19 protein-coding genes are annotated in these 18,161 nt (G+C 70.3%); 11 read left to right on the top strand and 8 right to left on the bottom strand.

Going from position 1 to position 18,161, the window contains the following annotated elements; all coding sequences use genetic code 11:
* Positions 1-2 precede the first annotated feature (2 nt).
* The gene (locus ACFFGH_RS10475) at positions 3-1,259 is read right to left on the bottom strand and encodes a cation:proton antiporter (RefSeq protein ID WP_386667962.1); all 1,257 of its coding nucleotides are present in this window, start codon (positions 1,257-1,259) and stop codon (positions 3-5) included.
* 9 nt (positions 1,260-1,268) lie between these two features.
* Positions 1,269-1,763, bottom strand: a complete 495-nt coding sequence (locus tag ACFFGH_RS10470) for a cation:proton antiporter regulatory subunit (protein WP_386667960.1) — start codon at positions 1,761-1,763, stop codon at positions 1,269-1,271.
* A 92-nt stretch (positions 1,764-1,855) separates the two neighbouring features.
* Between ACFFGH_RS10470 and ACFFGH_RS10465 the strand changes: the two genes are divergently transcribed.
* Positions 1,856-2,707 carry a DUF72 domain-containing protein gene (locus ACFFGH_RS10465; RefSeq protein ID WP_386667958.1) on the top strand — a complete coding sequence of 284 codons (852 nt, stop codon included), beginning with the start codon at positions 1,856-1,858 and terminating at the stop codon, positions 2,705-2,707.
* On the opposite strand, the gene ACFFGH_RS10460 is transcribed toward ACFFGH_RS10465, so the two are convergent.
* Positions 2,694-3,947, bottom strand: a complete 1,254-nt coding sequence (locus tag ACFFGH_RS10460; protein WP_386667956.1) for a D-arabinono-1,4-lactone oxidase — start codon at positions 3,945-3,947, stop codon at positions 2,694-2,696. The two genes, ACFFGH_RS10465 and ACFFGH_RS10460, sit on opposite strands and share 14 nt — an antisense overlap.
* Positions 3,948-4,023: 76 nt before the next feature.
* Between ACFFGH_RS10460 and ACFFGH_RS10455 the strand changes: the two genes are divergently transcribed.
* Entirely contained in the window at positions 4,024-4,764 is a 741-nt protein-coding gene (locus ACFFGH_RS10455; protein WP_386667954.1) for an alpha/beta fold hydrolase, read from the top strand.
* An 8-nt stretch (positions 4,765-4,772) separates the two neighbouring features.
* Positions 4,773-5,426: an esterase/lipase family protein gene (locus ACFFGH_RS10450; protein ID WP_386667952.1), complete on the top strand. Its 654-nt coding sequence runs from the start codon at positions 4,773-4,775 to the stop codon at positions 5,424-5,426.
* Between the two features lie 20 nt (positions 5,427-5,446).
* Here ACFFGH_RS10450 and ACFFGH_RS10445 read toward each other — a convergent pair whose 3' ends face one another.
* Entirely contained in the window at positions 5,447-6,292 is an 846-nt protein-coding gene (locus ACFFGH_RS10445) for a UbiA family prenyltransferase (RefSeq protein ID WP_386667951.1), read from the bottom strand.
* A gap of 68 nt (positions 6,293-6,360) precedes the next feature.
* Between ACFFGH_RS10445 and ACFFGH_RS10440 the strand changes: the two genes are divergently transcribed.
* On the top strand, positions 6,361-6,825 hold the full coding sequence (locus tag ACFFGH_RS10440) for a hypothetical protein (RefSeq protein ID WP_386667949.1): 465 nt from the start codon (positions 6,361-6,363) through the stop codon (positions 6,823-6,825).
* A gap of 17 nt (positions 6,826-6,842) precedes the next feature.
* Positions 6,843-7,991, top strand: coding sequence for a glycoside hydrolase family 3 N-terminal domain-containing protein (locus ACFFGH_RS10435; protein ID WP_386667947.1), 1,149 nt, complete (start codon positions 6,843-6,845; stop codon positions 7,989-7,991).
* An 84-nt stretch (positions 7,992-8,075) separates the two neighbouring features.
* Here the strand turns inward: ACFFGH_RS10435 and ACFFGH_RS10430 are convergent, their stop codons facing one another.
* The gene (locus ACFFGH_RS10430) at positions 8,076-9,890 is read right to left on the bottom strand and encodes a glycoside hydrolase family 15 protein (protein ID WP_386667946.1); all 1,815 of its coding nucleotides are present in this window, start codon (positions 9,888-9,890) and stop codon (positions 8,076-8,078) included.
* A 36-nt stretch (positions 9,891-9,926) separates the two neighbouring features.
* On the opposite strand from ACFFGH_RS10430, the gene ACFFGH_RS10425 reads away from it, so the two are divergent.
* Positions 9,927-11,294, top strand: coding sequence for a glucose-6-phosphate dehydrogenase (locus ACFFGH_RS10425; RefSeq protein WP_386667944.1), 1,368 nt, complete (start codon positions 9,927-9,929; stop codon positions 11,292-11,294).
* 21 nt (positions 11,295-11,315) lie between these two features.
* Here the strand turns inward: ACFFGH_RS10425 and ACFFGH_RS10420 are convergent, their stop codons facing one another.
* Positions 11,316-12,449, bottom strand: a complete 1,134-nt coding sequence (locus ACFFGH_RS10420) for an App1 family protein phosphatidate phosphatase (RefSeq protein WP_386667942.1) — start codon at positions 12,447-12,449, stop codon at positions 11,316-11,318.
* Between the two features lie 115 nt (positions 12,450-12,564).
* Here ACFFGH_RS10420 and ACFFGH_RS10415 point away from each other — a divergent pair, with 115 nt between their 5' ends.
* From ACFFGH_RS10415 to ACFFGH_RS10395, 5 genes are all read left to right on the top strand, one after another.
* On the top strand, positions 12,565-13,212 hold the full coding sequence (locus ACFFGH_RS10415) for a TetR/AcrR family transcriptional regulator (protein ID WP_386667940.1): 648 nt from the start codon (positions 12,565-12,567) through the stop codon (positions 13,210-13,212).
* Positions 13,213-13,360: 148 nt separating this feature from the next.
* Positions 13,361-14,185: an ABC transporter ATP-binding protein gene (locus tag ACFFGH_RS10410; RefSeq protein ID WP_386667938.1), complete on the top strand. Its 825-nt coding sequence runs from the start codon at positions 13,361-13,363 to the stop codon at positions 14,183-14,185.
* A complete protein-coding gene (locus ACFFGH_RS10405) occupies positions 14,185-14,859 on the top strand; it encodes an ABC transporter permease (RefSeq protein ID WP_386667936.1) in 675 nt (224 codons plus the stop codon). The genes ACFFGH_RS10410 and ACFFGH_RS10405 overlap by 1 nt, the downstream gene beginning before the upstream one ends.
* A complete protein-coding gene (locus ACFFGH_RS10400; protein ID WP_386667935.1) occupies positions 14,856-15,617 on the top strand; it encodes an ABC transporter permease in 762 nt (253 codons plus the stop codon). The genes ACFFGH_RS10405 and ACFFGH_RS10400 overlap by 4 nt, the downstream gene beginning before the upstream one ends.
* On the top strand, positions 15,614-16,534 hold the full coding sequence (locus ACFFGH_RS10395) for an ABC transporter substrate-binding protein (protein WP_386667933.1): 921 nt from the start codon (positions 15,614-15,616) through the stop codon (positions 16,532-16,534). Before ACFFGH_RS10400 ends, ACFFGH_RS10395 begins: the two co-directional genes overlap by 4 nt.
* 75 nt (positions 16,535-16,609) lie before the next feature.
* Here the strand turns inward: ACFFGH_RS10395 and ACFFGH_RS10390 are convergent, their stop codons facing one another.
* Together ACFFGH_RS10390 and ACFFGH_RS10385 are read right to left on the bottom strand one after the other, a co-directional pair.
* Positions 16,610-17,296, bottom strand: a complete 687-nt coding sequence (locus ACFFGH_RS10390; RefSeq protein ID WP_386667932.1) for a DedA family protein — start codon at positions 17,294-17,296, stop codon at positions 16,610-16,612.
* Positions 17,297-17,349: 53 nt separating this feature from the next.
* Positions 17,350-18,150, bottom strand: coding sequence for an aminotransferase class IV (locus tag ACFFGH_RS10385; protein ID WP_386667930.1), 801 nt, complete (start codon positions 18,148-18,150; stop codon positions 17,350-17,352).
* Positions 18,151-18,161 lie beyond the last annotated feature (11 nt).

Genomic DNA, 18,161 nt, shown 5'->3' with positions numbered 1-18,161 from the left:
CGCTACGGCCGTTCCGGGCCCCCGGGTGCCTTCTCGGGCGAATCGGAACGGGAGGTCGCCTCGACCGTCGGGCCGGCGGTGCGGGGTTCCCCGCTGAGTCGGCGACGGACCGCGCGTTTGAACCACGGCGTGTCCGGAACGCGGGCGAGCAGCGGTCCCGCGATCACCGTCATCAGCACGTAGGCGGTCGCGAGCGCCGCGAACTGCGTGTCCACGCCCGCGCTGATCGCGAGCCCGGCGATGACGATCGAGAACTCCCCCCGGGGGGTCAGCGTCAGCCCGGTGCGCCACCGGCCGGGGATCCCGATGCCGGCATGCTTGGCCGCGAGGTATCCGCTCAGCGTCTTCGTCGCGAGCGTGAGCACCGCGAGGGCAGCTGCCGGGAGCAGCACCGGCACCATTTCCCTCGGGTCGGTGGCCAGCCCGAAGAAGACGAAGAAGATCGCTGCGAACAGGTCGCGCAGCGGCGACAGCACTTCCACCGCGCTGTGCGCGAGCTGCCCGGAGATGGCGATGCCGACGAGGAATGCCCCGACCGCCGCCGAGACGCTCACCGCCTCCGCGAGCCCGGCGATGAGCATGGTGAGTCCCAGCACACCGAGAATCAGCGCCTCCGGGTCCCGGTCGGAGAGGACCTTCGAGATGACTCTCCCGTGCCGCAGGGCGAGGAAGAGGATGATGGTGACGGCCGCCACAGCGATCGCCACAGTCAAAGAGCCCTGAAGCAGGCCGGCGCCGACGACCAGCGTCGACAACACCGGCAGGTAGAACGCCATCGCGAGATCCTCCATGACGAGGATCGAGAGAACCGTCGGCGTCTCCCGGTTGCCGAGACGGCCGAGGTCGCGGACCACCTTCGCCACGACGCCGCTCGACGACACCCAGGTGACCCCGGCCAGTGCGAACGCGGCTACCGGACCCCAGCCGAGAAGCAGGGCGAACGCGGCACCCGGCAGGGCGTTCAGCGCGCCGTCGATCAGCCCTGCCCGGCGGGAGCGGCGGAGGCTCGCCACCAGCTCGTCGGCGGTGTACTCGAGGCCGAGCATGACGAGCAGCAGCACCACGCCGATCTGCGAGCCGATCTCGAAGAACTCCTCACCGGCGTTCAGCGGGAGGATGCCGCCCGTGCCGAAGGCGAGGCCGGCCAGCAGGTACAGCGGGATGGGCGAGATGCCGAACTTGCCCGCGGCACGGCCGAGCAGGCTGAGTCCGAGGAGGAGCGCACCAACCTCGATGAAGAGAAGGGTGGTGTGGTGCATGGCGTCGGCTCAGCTGGGGCCGTGCGCGAGCAGCGTGGAGAGGGCGTCGAGGCCCTTTCTGGTGCCGACGGCGACAAGGGTGTCGCTCGGCTGGAACACGACGTCGGGAGTGGGGGAGGGGATGACCTCGTGCCCGCGGAGGATGGCGACGATCGAGGCGCCGGTCCTCGTCCGCGCCCGCGTCCGCCCGAGCGGCGAGCTCACGTAGGGGGAGTCGGCCGGCAAGGAGATCTGCTCCGTGAAGAGGCCGGCCGCCTGATCGCGGATGCCCGCCAGCTGCTGCATCATCACCGAGGCGCCGAGCACGTTGGCGAGGGCCGCTGCCTCCTCCTCGGTGAGGGGAACGGATTCGGTGCTGGCGTCCGGGTCGTCCGGGTCGAACAGTGCGATGTCCCTCGCTCCGTTGCGATGCGATACGACGGCGACCCGCCGGCCTTCAGCTGTCACGACGTCGTGCCGGACGCCGATGCCTGGAAGGTCGACCTTCTCGATGCGAACACCCACGGGGGCAACGCTAGCATCGGCCCGCGTCGGCTCCGGCTGGGGGTCTCCGGGGCGTCCGGACGTGAAACGTGTCCGCCGGATACCCTGCGAAGGTGACCAGTTCCGGGCCGCGCGCCTTCATCGGCATCTCCGGCTGGCGCTACCGGTCGTGGCGGGGTCGCTTCTATCCGCCCGGCCTGCCACAACGCCGCGAGCTCGAGTACGCCGCCGAACGGATGACCTCAGTGGAGCTGAACGGGTCGTTCTACTCGCTGCAGCGCCCGAGCAGCTACCAGCGGTGGCGTGCGGAGGTGCCGGAGGACTTCGTCTTCGCGGTCAAGGGCAGCCGGTACATCACCCACATGCTGAAGCTGCGCAACGTCGACACGGCGCTCGCCAACTTCCTCGCGTCCGGTGTGCTGGCGCTCGGACCGGCCCTCGGCCCGATGCTGTGGCAGCTGCCGGAGCGGCTGCAGTTCCATCCGGAGATCCTCGAGCCGTTCCTGGCCGCGCTGCCGCGCTCGACGACGGCCGCGGCGGAGCTTGCGGTCGCGCACGACGCTCGCCTGAAGGGCCGTGCACATGTCGAGGTCGAGGCTGACCTGCCGCTCCGGCACGCGCTGGAGGTGCGCTCACCGACCTTCGAGACACCGGAGCTGGTGGAACTGCTGCGACGGCAGGACGTGGCGCTCGTCGTCGCCGACACGGCGGGCAAATGGCCGCTTCTGAAGGACGTGACCTCGGACTTCGTCTACGTGCGCCTGCACGGCGCTGAGGAGCTCTACGTGAGCGGCTACACCGACGAACAGCTCGAACGCTGGGCGGCCGACGTGCGCGGCTGGATGACCGGCGCCTCCACTCCGGACGGCGTGGGCCGGGACGTCTACGTCTACTTCGACAACGACGTCAAGGTGCACGCCCCCTTCGACGCCATCCGCCTGCTGGAGCTCGTCACCACCTCCTGACCCCACGGTCGACGATGCGGCGGAGGAAGTCGTTGTCGAATTTGCGCTGGGGGTCGAGGCGGTCGCGGAGCGCTGAGAAGTCCGCGAAGCGGGGGTAGAGCGACCGGACCTGCTCGCCCGTGCCGGCGAAGAGCTTGCCCCAGTGCGGGCGGGCGCTGAAGGGTGCGAGCGTCGCCTCCAACCGGGGGAGGAGCGGCAGCACGAGGTCCGGGTCCTTCCGCCAGGTGAAATGGAAGGCGATCACGTCGGTGCCCTCAGCACCGCTCAGCCATAGCGAGTCTGCCGCGAACGTCCGCACCTCGGAGATCTGGATGGCATGCGCGACCCGCGGCCCGAGCTCGCGCATCGCCGTGATCGCCTCAGCGGCGAAGCGGCGGGGGATCACGTATTCGCTCTGCAGCTCCTCGCCGGCGCTCGGCGTGAACTCGAGCCTGAAGTGCGGCAGGCGCTCGTGCCACGGGCCGGGCGCCCCGCCCTGCGCGGTGGTGAACTCGGTCGGGGCGTCCGGAACCGGGTGCTGCTGGCCGACCGCCGGGGCGGCACCGAACAGCTCGGCCGGCGCGTCGTCCGCCGTGCTCTTGCGCCAGACCTGCCGGATGTCTGCGTCGGCCCAGTTCGTGAAGAGGCTGACGCTGTAGGCGCTGCCGAGCAGCTCGTCCAGGTGGTCGATCGCCGTGCTCCAGGCGAGCCCGACGTAGACGGTCTGCCACACGTCGTATGCCGGAACGATGTCGAGCGTCATCCGCGTCACGATCCCGAGCGCGCCGAGCGAGACGACGGCGCCGTCGAAGTCCGCGTCGCCGCGCCGGATCCAGCGCAGCTCGCCGTCGGCGCTCACCAGTTCGAGCGCGGCGACCGCGGCCGCCAGCGATCGGCTGCCGACTCCGGAGCCGTGCGTGCCGGTCGCGACGGTGCCCGCGATGGAGATGTGGGGAAGCGAGGCGAGATTGCCGAGCGCCCAGCCCTCGGCGTGCAATGCCGTGGCCAGGTCGCCGTAGCGGAGCCCGGCCGATGCGGTGACGGTGCGGGCAGCCGGATCGATCCTCACATCGGGGTCGAGCCGGTCGAGCACGATCAGTTCGCCGGTCGTGTCCGCGATGTCGCTGAACGAGTGCCGCGACCCAAGCCCCCGTATGCTGTCGCTTCCCGCGACCAACGACTGGACTTCCTCGATACTGCCGGGGTGATGCACCGCGCGAGCCCGGTACGTCAGGTTCCCCGCCCAGTTCTCTTCCGGCATGGGTGCGACGATACCGGTCGTTCAGCGGAGTCGGAGACTCGGCACCCTCCCCGGAAGCCCTCCCTAGACTGACGCGGTGTCCCGACGCGAAACCTTTGACGACCTCACGATCGACGTGACGCGGCTCGCCGGACCACGCGGTGCGGCCGCCGCCCGCCCGTTCGTCCTCGTGCACGGCATCGGGGTGTCGCAGCGGTACTTCGAGCCCGTCGCCCGGCTGCTGTCCCAGCACGGCGATGTGTGGATGATCGACCTGCCCGGATTCGGCACCGCGCCGAAACCACCGCGGAACCCGAGCATCGAAGACCACGCGCGGGTCGTCGCCCAGTTCCTGCGGCGGCACGGCATCACGCGGCCCGTGCTGGTGGGCCACTCGATGGGCTGCCAGATCGTCGCAGCCCTCGTCGAGCAAGACCCGGGCATCACGGATCGCGTGGTGCTGATCGGGCCGACCACCGAGGCGAAGGCCCGCTCGGTCGCGCGGCACATCTGGCGGCTGACGATCGAGATGGTCCTCGACCCGTGGCGGGTGAAGGGCATCGTCGGCATCGACTACCTGTTCCGGTGCGGACTTCCCTATTACATCAAGCAGCTGCCGAACCTGTTCGAGGACCACATCGAGAAGCGGATGCCGCAGCTGACCGCGCGGGTTCTGGTCATGCGCGGCCGGAACGACCCCATCGCACCGAGGGAATGGTGCGAGGCGCTGGCCGAATCCGCCGTCGACGGGGAGTTCGCAGAGGTCGCCGGACCCCACGTCGTCATGTTCACCGACGAGGCTCGGGTCAGCCGGCTGCTGGTGCAGCACTCGCACTGATGCCGACCATGCGCAATCCGCTCTCGTGGGTTTCCGACTACCTCTACGCGACCGACGCGCAGGTGCGCCACATCTTCGGCAGGAGCGACACCCGGCGCTTCATCACCGGCACCAAGGCGCCGGTGATGCTCCTCCCGGGCGTGTACGAGAGCTGGCAGTTCATGCGGCACATCGCCGAGCGACTGAACGCAGACGGGCATCCGGTGCACGTCGTGCACACCCTCGGCTTCAACATCCGCTCGGTGCCCGATGGTGCGAAGGCAGCGCAGCGGTACCTGCGCGAGAACGACCTCACCGACGTGCGCCTGGTCGCGCACAGCAAGGGCGGGCTCATCGGCAAGCACATGATGGTCGTCGACGACCGCGAGAAGCGCATCGACCGGATGATCACGATCAACACGCCGTTCGCCGGCTCTCCGTACGCCCGGTTCGCGCTCGGACGCACCCTCCGCGAGTTCCACCCGAGCGCCGCGACGCTGACCATGCTCGGGAAGGAGCTGGAGGCCAATCGCCGGATCACCTCGCTGTACAGCGAGGCGGACCAGTACATCCCGGGCGGGAGCCCGCTGCAGGGCGCGGAGAACGTGCCGCTGCCGTTCGTCGGCCATTTCCGCGTGCTCGCCTACCCGCGGGTGATCGACGAGGTCGCGAAGCGGATGTGACCGGGCTGCGAGCGCGGCGTTCAGGCGAGAATCGCGTCGCCATCGAGCGCGAGCAGCAGCACGACGAGCACCGCGGCGGCCAGGATCAGCCGGAACGACAGCCGGGTGGCCGGACCGCCGCGCGCGGCGGCGGAGCGGCCGACCGCCACGCCGACGACGGCGATGACCACGACGGCGACGAGTCCGGCGATCGCGACCGGGGATCTCGCGGCGTTGCCGAGCGCAACGAGTGCTGCCGCGGCGACGAGCGCGATCCAGGTGATCGCCTCGGTCGGAGCTCGGCCGAGCCGGTGCGGGAGCCCGCGGATGCCGGTGCGGGCGTCGTCCTCGAGGTCGGGCAGCACGTTGGCGAAGTGCGCAGCCACCCCGAGTGCCGCCCCGGCTCCGATCGCCCACCAGGCGGCGCCACGCGGGTCCTCGGCGCTGAGCGTCACCACAGCCGGCAGGGTGCCGAACCCGATGCCATAGGGCAGCACCGACAGCGGCGTACGTTTGAGGCCCAGGTTGTACGACCATCCAGCCGCCAGGAACACGGCGTGGGCGAGTGCCGCTGCCGGCCCGAGCAGGATGCTGAGGATCACCGCCATCCCGGCCGTCGCGAACGCCGCCAGCCGGACGGCGCTTGCCGGCACGAGACCGAGCGCCACCGGCTTGTCGGTGCGGCCGACCGCGCGGTCGCGCTCCGCGTCGAGCCAGTCGTTCGAGAGCCCGACCGAGAGCTGGTTCAGCAGCAGCACCGCACCGAGCAGCGCGATCCGCCACGGGTCGAGCCCGACTCCGGCGGCGAGCACCACGACGATCAGCGTCACCGCGACGGTCGGCCCGGGGTGCGTCGCGAGCGCGAGAGACCGTGGCTGCCATCGCATGTCGGTCATCGTAGCGACGCGCCGGTGCGCCGGGTCGTGCCGCGCGATCCCGGTATACGGTTGTCGGGATGGAGACGCTAGACGACCGAGCCCTCGCGGAGCTGCTGCCCGGTCGCTGGGTGATCCTCGCCACCAACTTCCCCGTCTGGCTGCTGACGGCACACCTGAACCCCAGCGTCGAGTACGAGGTGGTCAAGAAGGATCCACTCGTGCTTGCCAGCGTCATCCGCTTCGAGACGGAGGACGGCGAGGAGAAGGCCGTCTACGGCCGCAGCCGGTGGACGGGGAACGGGTTCGTCCGCCGCGGCACGGGCCTTCGCCGTTTCGTGAAAGGCCGGTGGAGTGTCGGAGGCGTCAGCGAGGCCGGGCACGTGGTCACGATCCGCACCGAGAAGTCGATGGTCTTCCCGGATGGCGTCACGCTGATCGTGCGCGACGATGTCGACACCGACCAGCTGCGAGCCCACGTGGCGAACAACTCCACCCGCTTCGGCCTCACCGCGGAGGATTTCGCGAGCCTCGGCTGGATCTGAACGGCTGCGCTCGCCCGATGCTCGCTCGGTTCAGGTCGGCGCTGATCGCCGCGCTCGCGGTCGCCTGTGTGGTGACCGGATGCGCCGCGGTGCCCCCACGGGCGACCGCGCCGCTGATTTCGGAACCGGCGAGGCCGCGGGCGGTGCAGATGAACGAGAACCCCGCACGGGCGTTCGTGCTCCGCCGCCTCTCAGCCATGACGGTGGCCGAGAAAGCGGCGAGCGTGCTCATGCTGCACACCGGGGGAACGGATGTCGACGCACTGAGGGGTCTCGTGGAGGGGAACGGGCTCGGCGGCCTGATCCTGATGGGCGACAACGTGCCGGTCCCGGACAGCAGGCTCGCGAGGATCACCGACGCGCTCGTGACCGACCCGGAGCTGCCGCCGCTGATCGCCATCGACCAGGAGGGCGGCATCGTTCGTCGCGTGCACTCCGACGACGGTCCGGCCGCCGGCCGGCTCCGCTCGCGGCCCGCGAACGAGACCCGCTCTGCATTCGAGGACCGGGCCGAGCTCCTCGCCGGCCTCGGCGTGAACGTCAACTTCGGCATCGTCGCGGACGCCACCGGCCAGCACGGGTCATTCATCCGCTCGCGCACCCTCGGGAACACACCGGTGGAGGCGGCGCCCAGGGTCGCCGCCGCGGTGCGGGGCGAGCGGGGCAGGGTGCTCTCGACCCTCAAGCACTTCCCGGGCCACGGTGTCGCGCCGGGCGACTCACATTCCTCCATCCCGGGCACCGGAATGGGCGAGAAGGAGTGGCGTGCCACCCACGCGCTGCCGTTCGAGGCGGGCATCGACGCGGGAGCGGAGCTGGTCATGTTCGGGCACCTCCGGTTCGACGCGATCGACCCGGCACCGGCGACGATGTCGACCCGGTGGCACGAGATCCTCCGTGACGACCTCGGGTTCGAGGGCGTCGCGGTGACGGATGACCTCGGGATGCTCGAGCATTCCGGCGAGGCCGAGTTCGCCGACCCGGTGGAGAACACCGTCCGGGCGCTGGAGGCGGGCAACGACCTGCTGCTGCACGTCGGCGCGCTCGACGTGGACGCCGCCGTGGAGGCCCTCGCCGAGGCCGTGGAGTCCGGCAGGATCCCTGAGGAGCGCCTCGATCAGGCCGCCCGGCGGGTGCTGGCGCTTCGGCACTCGCTGGCGGAGTGACCGGCGCCGCTTCGACACCCGCAGGGTCGGAGGCGTCCGCCGAGGATCACGCACCCCGTATGGCCGGCCCCGGCCACGGGGCGGTCAGTCCGGCGGAGCGGCGGCATCGAGCGGAGCGGCGGCGTCGAGCGGGTTCGGCCGTCCGGAGATGGCGTCGGCGGCGCGGACCAGGGCGAGGTGCGAGAACGCCTGCGGGGTGTTGCCCACGTGCCGTTCCTCCCCGACGTCGTACTCCTCGGAGAGCATCCCGACGTCGTTCGCCATCCCCACCAGCCGGTCCATCAGCTTCCTCGCCTCAGGCATCCGGCCGGACCTCGCATACTGCTCCACCAGCCAGAACGAGCAGGCGAGGAACGGATGCTCGTTCCCCGGCAGCCCGTCGACGCCAGTCTCGGTGCGGTAGCGCAGCAGCAGGCCGTCGCGGAGGAGGTCCTCCTCGATCGCGGCCACCGTGCCGAGCATCCGGGGGTCGTCGTAGGCGACGTAGCCCACCTGCGCCAGCTGCAGCAGGGAGGCGTCCACCGCGGTCCCGCCGTAGTACTGCGTGTAGGTGTTCCGCTCCCGGTCGAAGCCACGGGCCTCGATCTCGTCCTCCAGCTGCTGCTTCAACGCGATCCAGCGGTCGACCGGCCCCTTCAGCCCGTGGTCGAGCACGCCCCGGATGCCGCAGGCCAGCGCCGCCCACAGCATCACGCGCGAGTGCGTGAACGACCGCTCCGGTCCGCGGATCTCCCAGATGCCGTTGTCGGGCCGTTCCCAGTTCTCCTCGATGAAGCGCAGCAGCTCCCGCTGCAGCGCCCAGGAGAACTGGTCCTCGGCGATGCCGAGCTCCCGGGCCTCGTGGAGCGCCATCATCACCTCGCCGAAGATGTCGCCCTGATACTGGCGGAACGCCGCGTTGCCGACACGAACCGGGGCGGAGCCCTGGTAGCCGGGCAGGCTGTCCAGCTCCCGCTCGATCAGCAGGCGCTCGCCGGCGATCCCGTACATGATCTGGATGTCGGCCGGGTCGCCGGCGATCGCCCGCAGCAGCCAGTTGCGCCATCCCTGCGCCTCACGCTCGTAGCCGTGCAGCATCAGGGCCTGGAGTGTCAGGGCCGCGTCGCGCAGCCACACGTACCGGTAGTCCCAGTTGCGGCTGCCGCCGATCTCCTCCGGCAGGCTCGTCGTCGCCGCGGCGACGATGCCGCCGGTGTCCTCGTGCGTGAGGGCGCGCAGCAGCAGCAGCGACCGGCTGACCTCCTGCCGGTACTCCTCGTGGATGTCGCAGGTGTTCGCCCAGTCGCGCCACCAGCGCTTGGTGCTCTCGAACCGGGAGTCGACGTCGAGCGGCTCGGGCGGCGGCCGGTGCGACGGGAACCAGGTGAGCACCGTGTCGACGGTCTCGCCCTCGGACACCCGGAAGTACGCGGCGTGCGAGTGGTCGCTCGGCCGGAACCGTGGACCGCGAACCTTGATCGCGTCGGGACCGGCGGTCGCCACCAGCACCTTCTCGCCGTCCATGTCCACCTGCTGCACCCACGGCATCGCGGTCGCGTAGCAGAACCGGATCCGCAGCACCTGGTGCATGTCCACGGTGCCCCGGATGCCCCGCACACGGCGCACGACATCCGCCCTCCGGTCGCCGAGCGGCATCATCTCCAGCACCTGCACTTCGCCCGTCGAGGTGGTCCAGCGGGTGTCGAGCACGAAGGTGTCCGGACGGTACTTCCGCACCGCCGTCGCCTCAGGGTCGGTCGGGGCCAGCAGCCACGAGCCGTGGCGCTCGTCCCCGAGGAGTGCTCCGAAGACGGAGGGCGAGTCGAAGCGGGGAAGGCAGAGCCAGTCGATGCTGCCGTTCTTTCCGACCAGTGCGGCGGTGTGGCAGTCCCCGATGAGCGCGTAGTCTTCGATGGCCATCGGCATGGTCCCATCTTGGCGGAGTTCACTTGGCTCATGGATACCACCAAGCGCACCCTCTTGATCTTCGGAGCAGGCGGTGACCTGACTTCCAGGTTGCTGCTGCCGGGCATCGGCCAGCTGCTCTCCAGCGAACGCGGCACCTCCCTCGAGCTGATCGGGGTCGACCGGGAGGAGCGCAGCGACGCGGACTGGCAGGCGCAGGTGAAGCGATCCTTCGACGTCGGCGGGGCGGACCCCGAGGAGACGCGTGTCGTGCTCGAGGCGGCGCGGTATCTGCAGGCGGACGTCACGGACTCCGGATCGCTCCAGCGGGTGCTCGGCGAGTGCGCCGGACCACCGGCGATCTACTTCGCGCTCCCGCCGCACGTGACGGTGCTGAGCTGCGCCGCTCTCGAGCACGTCGAGCTGCCGCCCGACACCATCCTCGCCCTGGAGAAGCCCTTCGGCACGGAGCTGAAGAGCGCCCGCACCCTCAACCGGCTGCTGCAGCGGCTGGTGCCGGAGAGCAGGGTCCAGCGCGTGGACCATTTCCTCGGCAAGTCGACGGTGCTCAACATCCTCGGCCTCCGGTTCGCGAACCGGCTCTTCGAGGCGGTCTGGAACGCATCGAGCCTCGAGCGGGTGGAGATCACCTACGACGAGTCGCTCGGTCTCGAGGGGCGGGCCGGGTATTACGACCGCGCCGGGGCGATGGTCGACATGATCCAGAGCCACCTGCTGCTGGTCCTCGCGCTTGTGGCGATGGAGCCGCCGTCGACGCTCGACGCCGAGGACCTGCGCGGATCGATGGCGCAAGCGCTTCGCGCGACGCGAGCGATGCGCGGCGGCAGCCGGCGGGCCAGGTATGAGGCGGGCATCGTCGGGGATCGCGAGTTCCCGGCGTACGCCGACGAGCCGGGCGTGGACCCGGAGCGGAAGACGGAGACGCTCGCCGAGGTGACGGTCGCGGTCGACAACTGGCGGTGGGCCGGTGTTCCCTTCGTGCTGCGCTCCGGCAAGGCGATGGAGTCGGTGCGCAAAGAGATCGTGCTGACCTTCAGGGATGTGCCCCACGCGCTGACCGGGCTCACCGGGGCTCCAGGGCGTGCTCGGCTCGTGATCGGGCTCGACCCGGACATGCTCAAGCTGGATCTCGTCATCAACGGCGAGGGGAATCCGTTCGACCTCGACCTGGTGACGCTCGACGCCACCTTCGGCAAGGGCGAGCTCAGCGCCTACGGCGAGGTGCTGCACGGGATCCTGGAGGGCGACCCGCTGCTCTCCGTGCGCGGCGACATGGCGGAGGAGTGCTGGCGCATCGTCGATGAGGTGCTCGAGGAATGGCGGACCGGGCATGTGCCGCTGGACACCTACCCGGCCGGCTCCACCGGCCCGCACGGCTGGGCGAGCACGGAGGGATAGCCACCCGACCGGAACGGGACCTCAGGGCGCCGGCTCGGGGCGAGGCGGGGCGCTCTCCTCCGGCTCCGGCTCGAGCTCGATCGCAGGCTCACCGCCGGGCAGCAGCCCAGCCGCGGTGAGCTGCTCCGCCAGCCCCTTGCCGTCCGGCGCGTAGACCCACGGCACGCTCGTCTGCTTCGCCCGGTCGCTCGCCTTCGTGCGGCCACCGGCGAACACCGCCTCGCTGGTGGAGAGCTGCCGGATCGCGACCGCGGCGACTTGGGTGGGATGCTCGAGGGCGAAGTCGCCGTAGAGCTCCTCGTCGTGTTGTCCGTCGTCGCCGATGAGCAGCCACTTCACGTTGGGGAACTCCGTGGCGAGGCGGCGCAGGCTGGCGCGTTTGTGCTCCCGCCCGCTGCGGAACAGGCGGTCGTGGGTGGGACCCCAGTCGGTGAGCAGCAGCGCGCCTGAGGGGTAGAGGTTCCGCGACAGGAAGCGGGTGAGGGTCGGTGCGACGTTCCAGGCACCCGTGGAGAGATAGACCACCGGGGCGCCGGGGTAGTGCTGAGTGAGCCGCTCGTAGAGCACCGCCATTCCGGGCACCGCGTTCCGCGCGTGCTCGTTGAGCACGAACGTGTTCCACGCCGCAAGGAACGGGCGGGGGAGGGCGGTGACCATGACCGTGTCGTCGATGTCGGAGATGATCCCGATCGGCTCGTCCGCCCCGCTGACGAACACCGGCGCGGTCACCGTCTCGGCGCCCTTCATGCTGAGCGTGACCTCGTGCCAGCCCGGGGGGAAGTCCGCCGTCACATCGGCATCGAGCACGCCGCCCCGGTCGGCCACGACCACGTGTTCCTTGCCGCCCGCCGTCACCGTGACCTTGGCGCGCTTGACGGGGATGCTGAGGAAGCTGCGCCAGCCGCGGATGCCCTTGTACTGTGGCGCATTGTGGGTGTGCGCCCGGGAGAGCAGCACACGCCCGAGGATGCGCACCCACCCGTCGCCGCCGTACCCGGTGTACGGGATGACGACGGGTCCGGTCCCACGGCGGCGGGCGCGGCGCTCGCGGAGATCGTGGAATCGGTCCTCCATGCGGGCGGCCCAATGCACGATCGCGGGCTTCTGCGCCGTCTCGTCGTACGATCGAGCCGCTGCGCTGCGCTGGCGTGCCATTCGTCCAGTCTTTCACGTCGGCAACACCGGACCGTGAGTATGCCCCCAGCGAAGCGCCCCCTCACCGGGGGCGTAGGATCGAAAAGTTCAGGCACGAGCAGATGAGGGGTGGTCCGTGTCCGAGGAGGTTCTGCCGCCCGCTGCGGGCGACGAGAAGCGTCTGCTGCGCAATGCGCCGGTCCAGGCGCGCAGCGCTGCACGGCTCGCCGCCCTGCTCGACGCCGCGGCGTCGACGCTCGACGACGTAGGCATGGAGCGGCTCACCACAGCGCTGGTCGCCGAGCGAGCCGGTGCATCGATCGGCACCGTCTACCGGTACTTCCCCGACCGCGTCACCCTCCTGCAGGCGCTCGCCGAACGGAATCTGCAGCGGCTGGAAGAGCGGATCGACGCCGCCATCCCTGAGGCCGTCGGCAGTGCGCTGGACGCACTCGGCACGGTCGCCGATGTCGTTCTCGACATGTTCCGCACCGAGCCGGGGTTCCGGTCCATCCGCCTCGGCGATGTGCTGGATCTGCGGGACGCCGGACGCCCGGAGCCCGCAAAGGCGCGCCTCGCGCGCTCCATCGCGGACGCCATGACGGTCGCGTACGACGACCTCGACGCTGAGAGCCTCACCGCACGGCTCGACATCGCCCTCGAGGTGCTCGACGCGCTCATCACCCGGGCGTTCGTCGCGGACCCGGCGGGCGACGAGCGCTTCCTGGTGCCGGCACGCCGCGCCTTCCTGTCGCTGGTCGACGACCGGGTGCTCGCGGCCTAGCCGGAACGGGCCGGCTGACGGCAGATCCGGCAGGATCCCGACTGCGCGCGGCACCCATCCGCATTGTCGGCGGCACCGAATAGTGTTTGGCTGATCCCAGTCCTGGCGCGATCGTCGTGCCGCCGCACAAGAGAATGCGTCTGGTCGAGTGATCGAATTCCGCGACGTCAGCAAGCAGTTCCCCGACGGCACCACGGCCGTCGAGCGGTTCAGCCTGATCCTGCCCGCACACAAGACCACCGTGCTGGTCGGCTCCTCCGGCAGCGGCAAGACCACCCTGCTGCGGATGATCAACCGGATGGTGGACCCCACGACCGGCGCGGTCGAGATCGACGGCGAGGACGTCTCACGGGTCGACGCAGTGCAGCTGCGCCGTCGGATCGGGTACGTGCTGCAGAATTCGGGGCTGCTCCCGCACCGGAAGGTCCTCGACAACATCGCGACCGTTCCGCTGCTGTCGGGAACGACCAAGCGTCAGGCCCGCGCCCGGGCGCTCGAGCTCATGGACACCGTCGGCCTCGACCGGTCGCTCGCGGACCGGTATCCGAGCCAGCTGTCCGGCGGCCAGCAGCAGCGGGTCGGCGTCGCTCGAGGGCTCGCCGTCGACCCGAACATCCTGCTGATGGATGAGCCGTTCGGTGCGGTCGACCCGATCGTCCGCGCCGACCTGCAGCGCGAGCTGCTGCGGCTGCAGCGGGAGCTCGGCAAGACGGTCGTCTTCGTCACGCACGACATCGACGAGGCGTTCCTCCTCGGCGATCAGGTGGTGATCCTCGAGGCCGCGGCCCGGATCGCGCAGCGCGGAACGCCCGCGGAGATCCTGGCGAGTCCCGCGAACGACTTCGTGGCCGATTTCGTCGGCACCAACCGCGGCAAGCGACGGCTCACGCTTCAGCAGACGCCGGGCGGCCCGATCCTGATCGACGCGGACGGCCGACCCGCCGGCGTGCTGGCGGAACCGACGGCCGGCTAGTGGACTGGGTGCTCGACAACCTGGACCTGCTGGCGGCCCTCACCGTGCAGCACATCCGGCTCAGCGTGCCGCCCATCGTCATCGGGCTGGCCGTCGCCCTGCCCGTCGGCTGGGTGGCCTTCCGCTTCGGCAGGATCCGCGGTGCGGTGCTGTCGACGGCCGGGATCCTGTACGCGATACCCTCGCTGGCGCTGTTCCCGCTGCTTCCCGCGCTGTTCGGCATCGGCTTCCTGAGCGAGCTCAATGTCACGATCGCCCTCTCCATCTACGCCCTGGCCCTCCTGTCGCGATCCGTGTGCGACGCGCTCAACGCGGTCGATCGCGACGTGCGGCAGTCCGCGACGGCGCTGGGCTACTCGTCGTGGCGGCGGTTCTGGGCGGTGGAGCTGCCGCTTGCCGGTCCGGTGATCCTCGCCGGGCTTCGGGTGGCGGCCGTCAGCACGGTGAGCCTCGTGACGGTGGGCGTGCTCATCGGCGTGCAGAGCCTTGGGTACCTCTTCATCAACGGCTTCGAGCGCCGCATCCTCGAGGAGATCTTCACCGGGGTGCTGCTCACGATGCTCGTGGCACTGCTGTTCGATGCGGTGCTGGTGCTCCTCGGCCGGGCGCTCATGCCGTGGGCGAGAGGATCAGACGCCAGACGCGCACCCCAGCGGATCGAGGTCGCCCCGTGAACCTGTTCCTCGACGCGCTCGCCTGGCTGTTCTCGCCGGAGCGCCTGGTGGGGAGCAACGCGCTCCCGGTCCGGATCGGCGAGCACCTGCTCTACACAGGCATCTCCGTCGCTCTCGCGGCGGTGATCGCGGTTCCGCTCGGCTACCTGATCGGTCACACCGGCCGAGGACGCGAGGTCGCCGTCGGATTCTCGGGCGCCGCGCGTGCGCTGCCCTCCCTCGGCCTGATCCTGCTGCTGGTGCTTCTGATCGGCGTCACGGGAATGGAACGCGCCACCGCCGCGGTTATCGCTTTCGTGCTGCTTGCCATCCCGTCGCTGCTGGCGGGCGCGTACGCGGGGATCCAGGCGATCGACCGGACCACCGTCGACGCGGCACGCGCGATGGGGATGACGCAGTGGCAGGTGCTGACCAAGGTGGAGATCCCCCTCGGGCTGCCGTTGCTGATCGGAGGCCTGCGCAGCTCGGTGCTCCAGGTCGTCGCAACCGTGACGCTCGCCGGCTACGTCAACCTCGGCGGACTGGGCTACCCGCTGCTGCAGGGTCTGGAGCTGCGGCGGTACGAGCAGATCCTCGGTGCCTCCCTGCTGGTGATCGCGCTCGCCCTCCTGCTCGAAGGTCTCCTCGCCGTCGCCGAGCGCATCGCCGTGCCGCGCGGCGCGCTGGCCGGTCGTGCCACAGATGTCCGGGGAGCGCCGACCCGGCGCCGACCGGCTGCGGGAACCCCCGCACCACGAGAAGAAAGCATTTCGTCATGAACACAGTCAGGAACAAAGGCCGGCTCGCCGTTGGCGCAGTCGTGGTCGGGGCGGCATTGGCCCTTTCAGGGTGCGCCCAGGGGGATCCGCTGACCCCCGCTGAGCCATCCGAGACCGGTGGCGGCTCCTCGGAGGAGGCCATCGTCATCGGATCTCAGGCGTACTACTCGAACGAGATCCTCGCCGAGATCTACGCTCAGGCACTGGAGAACGCCGGGATCGAGGTGGAGCGCCAGTTCAACATCGGCCAGCGAGAGGCGTACCTGCCGGCGCTGGAGAACGGTGAGGTGGACCTCTTCCCCGAGTACACGGGAAACCTGCTGCAGTACTACGTGCCCGACACGGAGGCCACCCAGTCCGACCAGGTCTACACGGAGCTCGAGGAGGCGCTGCCCGACGGTCTCGCGGTGCTCGAGCAGTCGGCGGCCACGGACCAGGACTCGTACAACGTCACGTCCGAGTTCGCAGAGGAGCACTCGCTGACCACCCTCGGCGACCTCGCCGGTGTCGACGGGCTCGTCCTCGGCGGCGCACCGGAGCTCGAGGAGCGTCCCTACGGCCCGAGCGGTCTGCAGGAGGTCTACGGCGTCGACGTCGAGTTCTCGGCGACCGGTGACACCACCGTCGAGGCGCTGCTCGCGGGTGAGATCAACATCGCCAACGTGTACAGCGCGGACCCGCGGATCGGTGAGAACGACCTCGTCACGCTCGAGGATCCAGAGGGCCTGTTCCTCGCCTCGAACGTCGTGCCGCTGGTGAACGCGGACGTGGCGGACCAGGTCGCCGACGTGATCAACGAGGTGAGCGCCACGATGACCCCCGAGATGCTCGTTGAGCTGAATGTGCAGAGCACCGTGGAGCAGCAGTCGTCCGCCGATATCGCGACGGCCTGGCTGACGGAGAACGGGCTGATCTGAGGCCCGTTCCGCGGGCGCAGGCGGAGGGCACCCCTCCGCCTGCGCCACCCCTGCTCGCGCCGGACCGCGTCGCCGTCAGTCGCGGGTGTTGGCGTCCCCGTCGCCCGGCACCAGCATGTCGCGCTCGGAGACCTTCGCGAGCACGGTCTTCACGCCCCACACGAGCGCCAGGAATGCAGCGATGATGCCGACGAATACATAGCCGGCCCAGTGGAGCTGCTCGGAGATCAGGCGCCGGGTCACGCCGCCGGCGGTCGCACCGACGGTGACGTAGGCGGTCGCCCAGAGCAGGCACGCGGGCAGCGTCCAGGCGATGAACTTGCGATAGCTCATGGTGCTCATGCCGACGGTGAGCGGCACCAGGGAGTGGAGCACCGGCAGGAAGCGGGAGATGAACACCGCGATCCCGCCGCGGCGATCGAGGAAATACTCGGCTCGGCGCCAGTTCCGCTCGCCGATGCGGCGGCCGACTCGGGAAGCGCGGATCTTCGGGCCGAAGTAGCGGCCGAGGGCGAAGCCGATGCTCTCCCCGGCGAGGGCGCCGACCACGACCGCGGCGATGAGACCGAGGTATTGCGCCGGGTTCTGCAGCGGGTCGGGGGTCGCCAGACTCGCCACGATCACCACCGTGTCACCCGGCACGACGAGGCCGATCAGCACCGACGTCTCGAGCATGATCGCAAGTCCTGCGAGCACGATGCGGAGCACCGGGTCGACGCTCTCGATGGTGTCGAGGATCCAGCTGAGGATGTCGTTCACCACGGCTTGAGCCTAGGGCGTCCCCAGTGCTGCCGCACCGGGGGAAACCCTGATCCTCACCGCGGCGGCTGTGGCGGAAGCGGCCGGGCGATCGCGTCCAGCCGCCGGCGCCAGGCCTCCAGTCGTCCCGCCTCCTCCGCGAGGGCGGGACCATCGATCCACTCGGTCGCGATCCGCGCCCCGTGGAGCGAACTCAGCGCCCACACCTCACGACCTGCCAGCTCCTCCGGATGGAGGAACTCCGTCGTGACGCGCACGCCCAGCGCGGTCGCCAGCACGTGCAGTGAGCGAGCCGTGACGCTGGCCACCCGTTCGAGCGCCGGGTCGGGGAACACCAGCTGGTCGCCGCGCCACCACGCCAGCGCGCTGTAGGCGCCCTCGATCACGTAGCGCTCCGGCGAGAGCAGCACCGCCTCGTCCGCCCCCAACGGCTGCACCGAGGTTCGCACGGCGGCGAGACGCTCCAGGTCCGGTCCCTTCACCGTCGGCTTGGTGCGGGGATCCGGTCCCGAGTAGGTCGCCAGACGGACGGATCGGGTCCTTCGCGGGGCCGTGCGGAGCCGGAAGACGAGGAGCGGCGTATGCAGCCGCAGCTGGAGCTCGACCCGGGGGAACCACTCGCCGGTGCGCGGCAGCCCGGCGACCGACGCGTCCCAGAACGCCTCGGCGGCGAGCTGCGCCCGCAGAGAAGCCGGGATGGCTGACAGGAACCGGTCCCGGTGAAGATCGAGGCCGCGCACCCGCCCCGCACCGACGAACCAGGAGTCGGCGGCGAGCACCCTGGTGTCGGCCATGTCACAGTAGTCCAGCTCTTCCAAGGCGCCGTCGCGCCAGCGGAAGATGCTCTCCGAACTCATAGGCTCAGGCT

The sequence above is a fragment of the Lysobacter korlensis genome (genome assembly GCF_042434515.1).
The sequence above is the reverse complement of the archived record's forward strand: the minus strand, read 5'-3'. Positions and strand labels throughout refer to the sequence as shown.

Coding starts and splice junctions, on each gene's coding strand:
- ACFFGH_RS10475 (WP_386667962.1), bottom strand. CDS start 1,259: ATGCACCACACCACCCTTCTCTTCATCGAGGTTGGTGCGCTCCTCCTC.
- ACFFGH_RS10460 (WP_386667956.1), bottom strand. CDS start 3,947: ATGCCGGAAGAGAACTGGGCGGGGAACCTGACGTACCGGGCTCGCGCG.
- ACFFGH_RS10450 (WP_386667952.1), top strand. CDS start 4,773: ATGCGCAATCCGCTCTCGTGGGTTTCCGACTACCTCTACGCGACCGAC.
- ACFFGH_RS10445 (WP_386667951.1), bottom strand. CDS start 6,292: ATGCGATGGCAGCCACGGTCTCTCGCGCTCGCGACGCACCCCGGGCCG.
- ACFFGH_RS10440 (WP_386667949.1), top strand. CDS start 6,361: ATGGAGACGCTAGACGACCGAGCCCTCGCGGAGCTGCTGCCCGGTCGC.
- ACFFGH_RS10435 (WP_386667947.1), top strand. CDS start 6,843: ATGCTCGCTCGGTTCAGGTCGGCGCTGATCGCCGCGCTCGCGGTCGCC.
- ACFFGH_RS10430 (WP_386667946.1), bottom strand. CDS start 9,890: ATGGCCATCGAAGACTACGCGCTCATCGGGGACTGCCACACCGCCGCA.
- ACFFGH_RS10425 (WP_386667944.1), top strand. CDS start 9,927: ATGGATACCACCAAGCGCACCCTCTTGATCTTCGGAGCAGGCGGTGAC.
- ACFFGH_RS10420 (WP_386667942.1), bottom strand. CDS start 12,449: ATGGCACGCCAGCGCAGCGCAGCGGCTCGATCGTACGACGAGACGGCG.
- ACFFGH_RS10395 (WP_386667933.1), top strand. CDS start 15,614: ATGAACACAGTCAGGAACAAAGGCCGGCTCGCCGTTGGCGCAGTCGTG.
- ACFFGH_RS10385 (WP_386667930.1), bottom strand. CDS start 18,150: ATGAGTTCGGAGAGCATCTTCCGCTGGCGCGACGGCGCCTTGGAAGAG.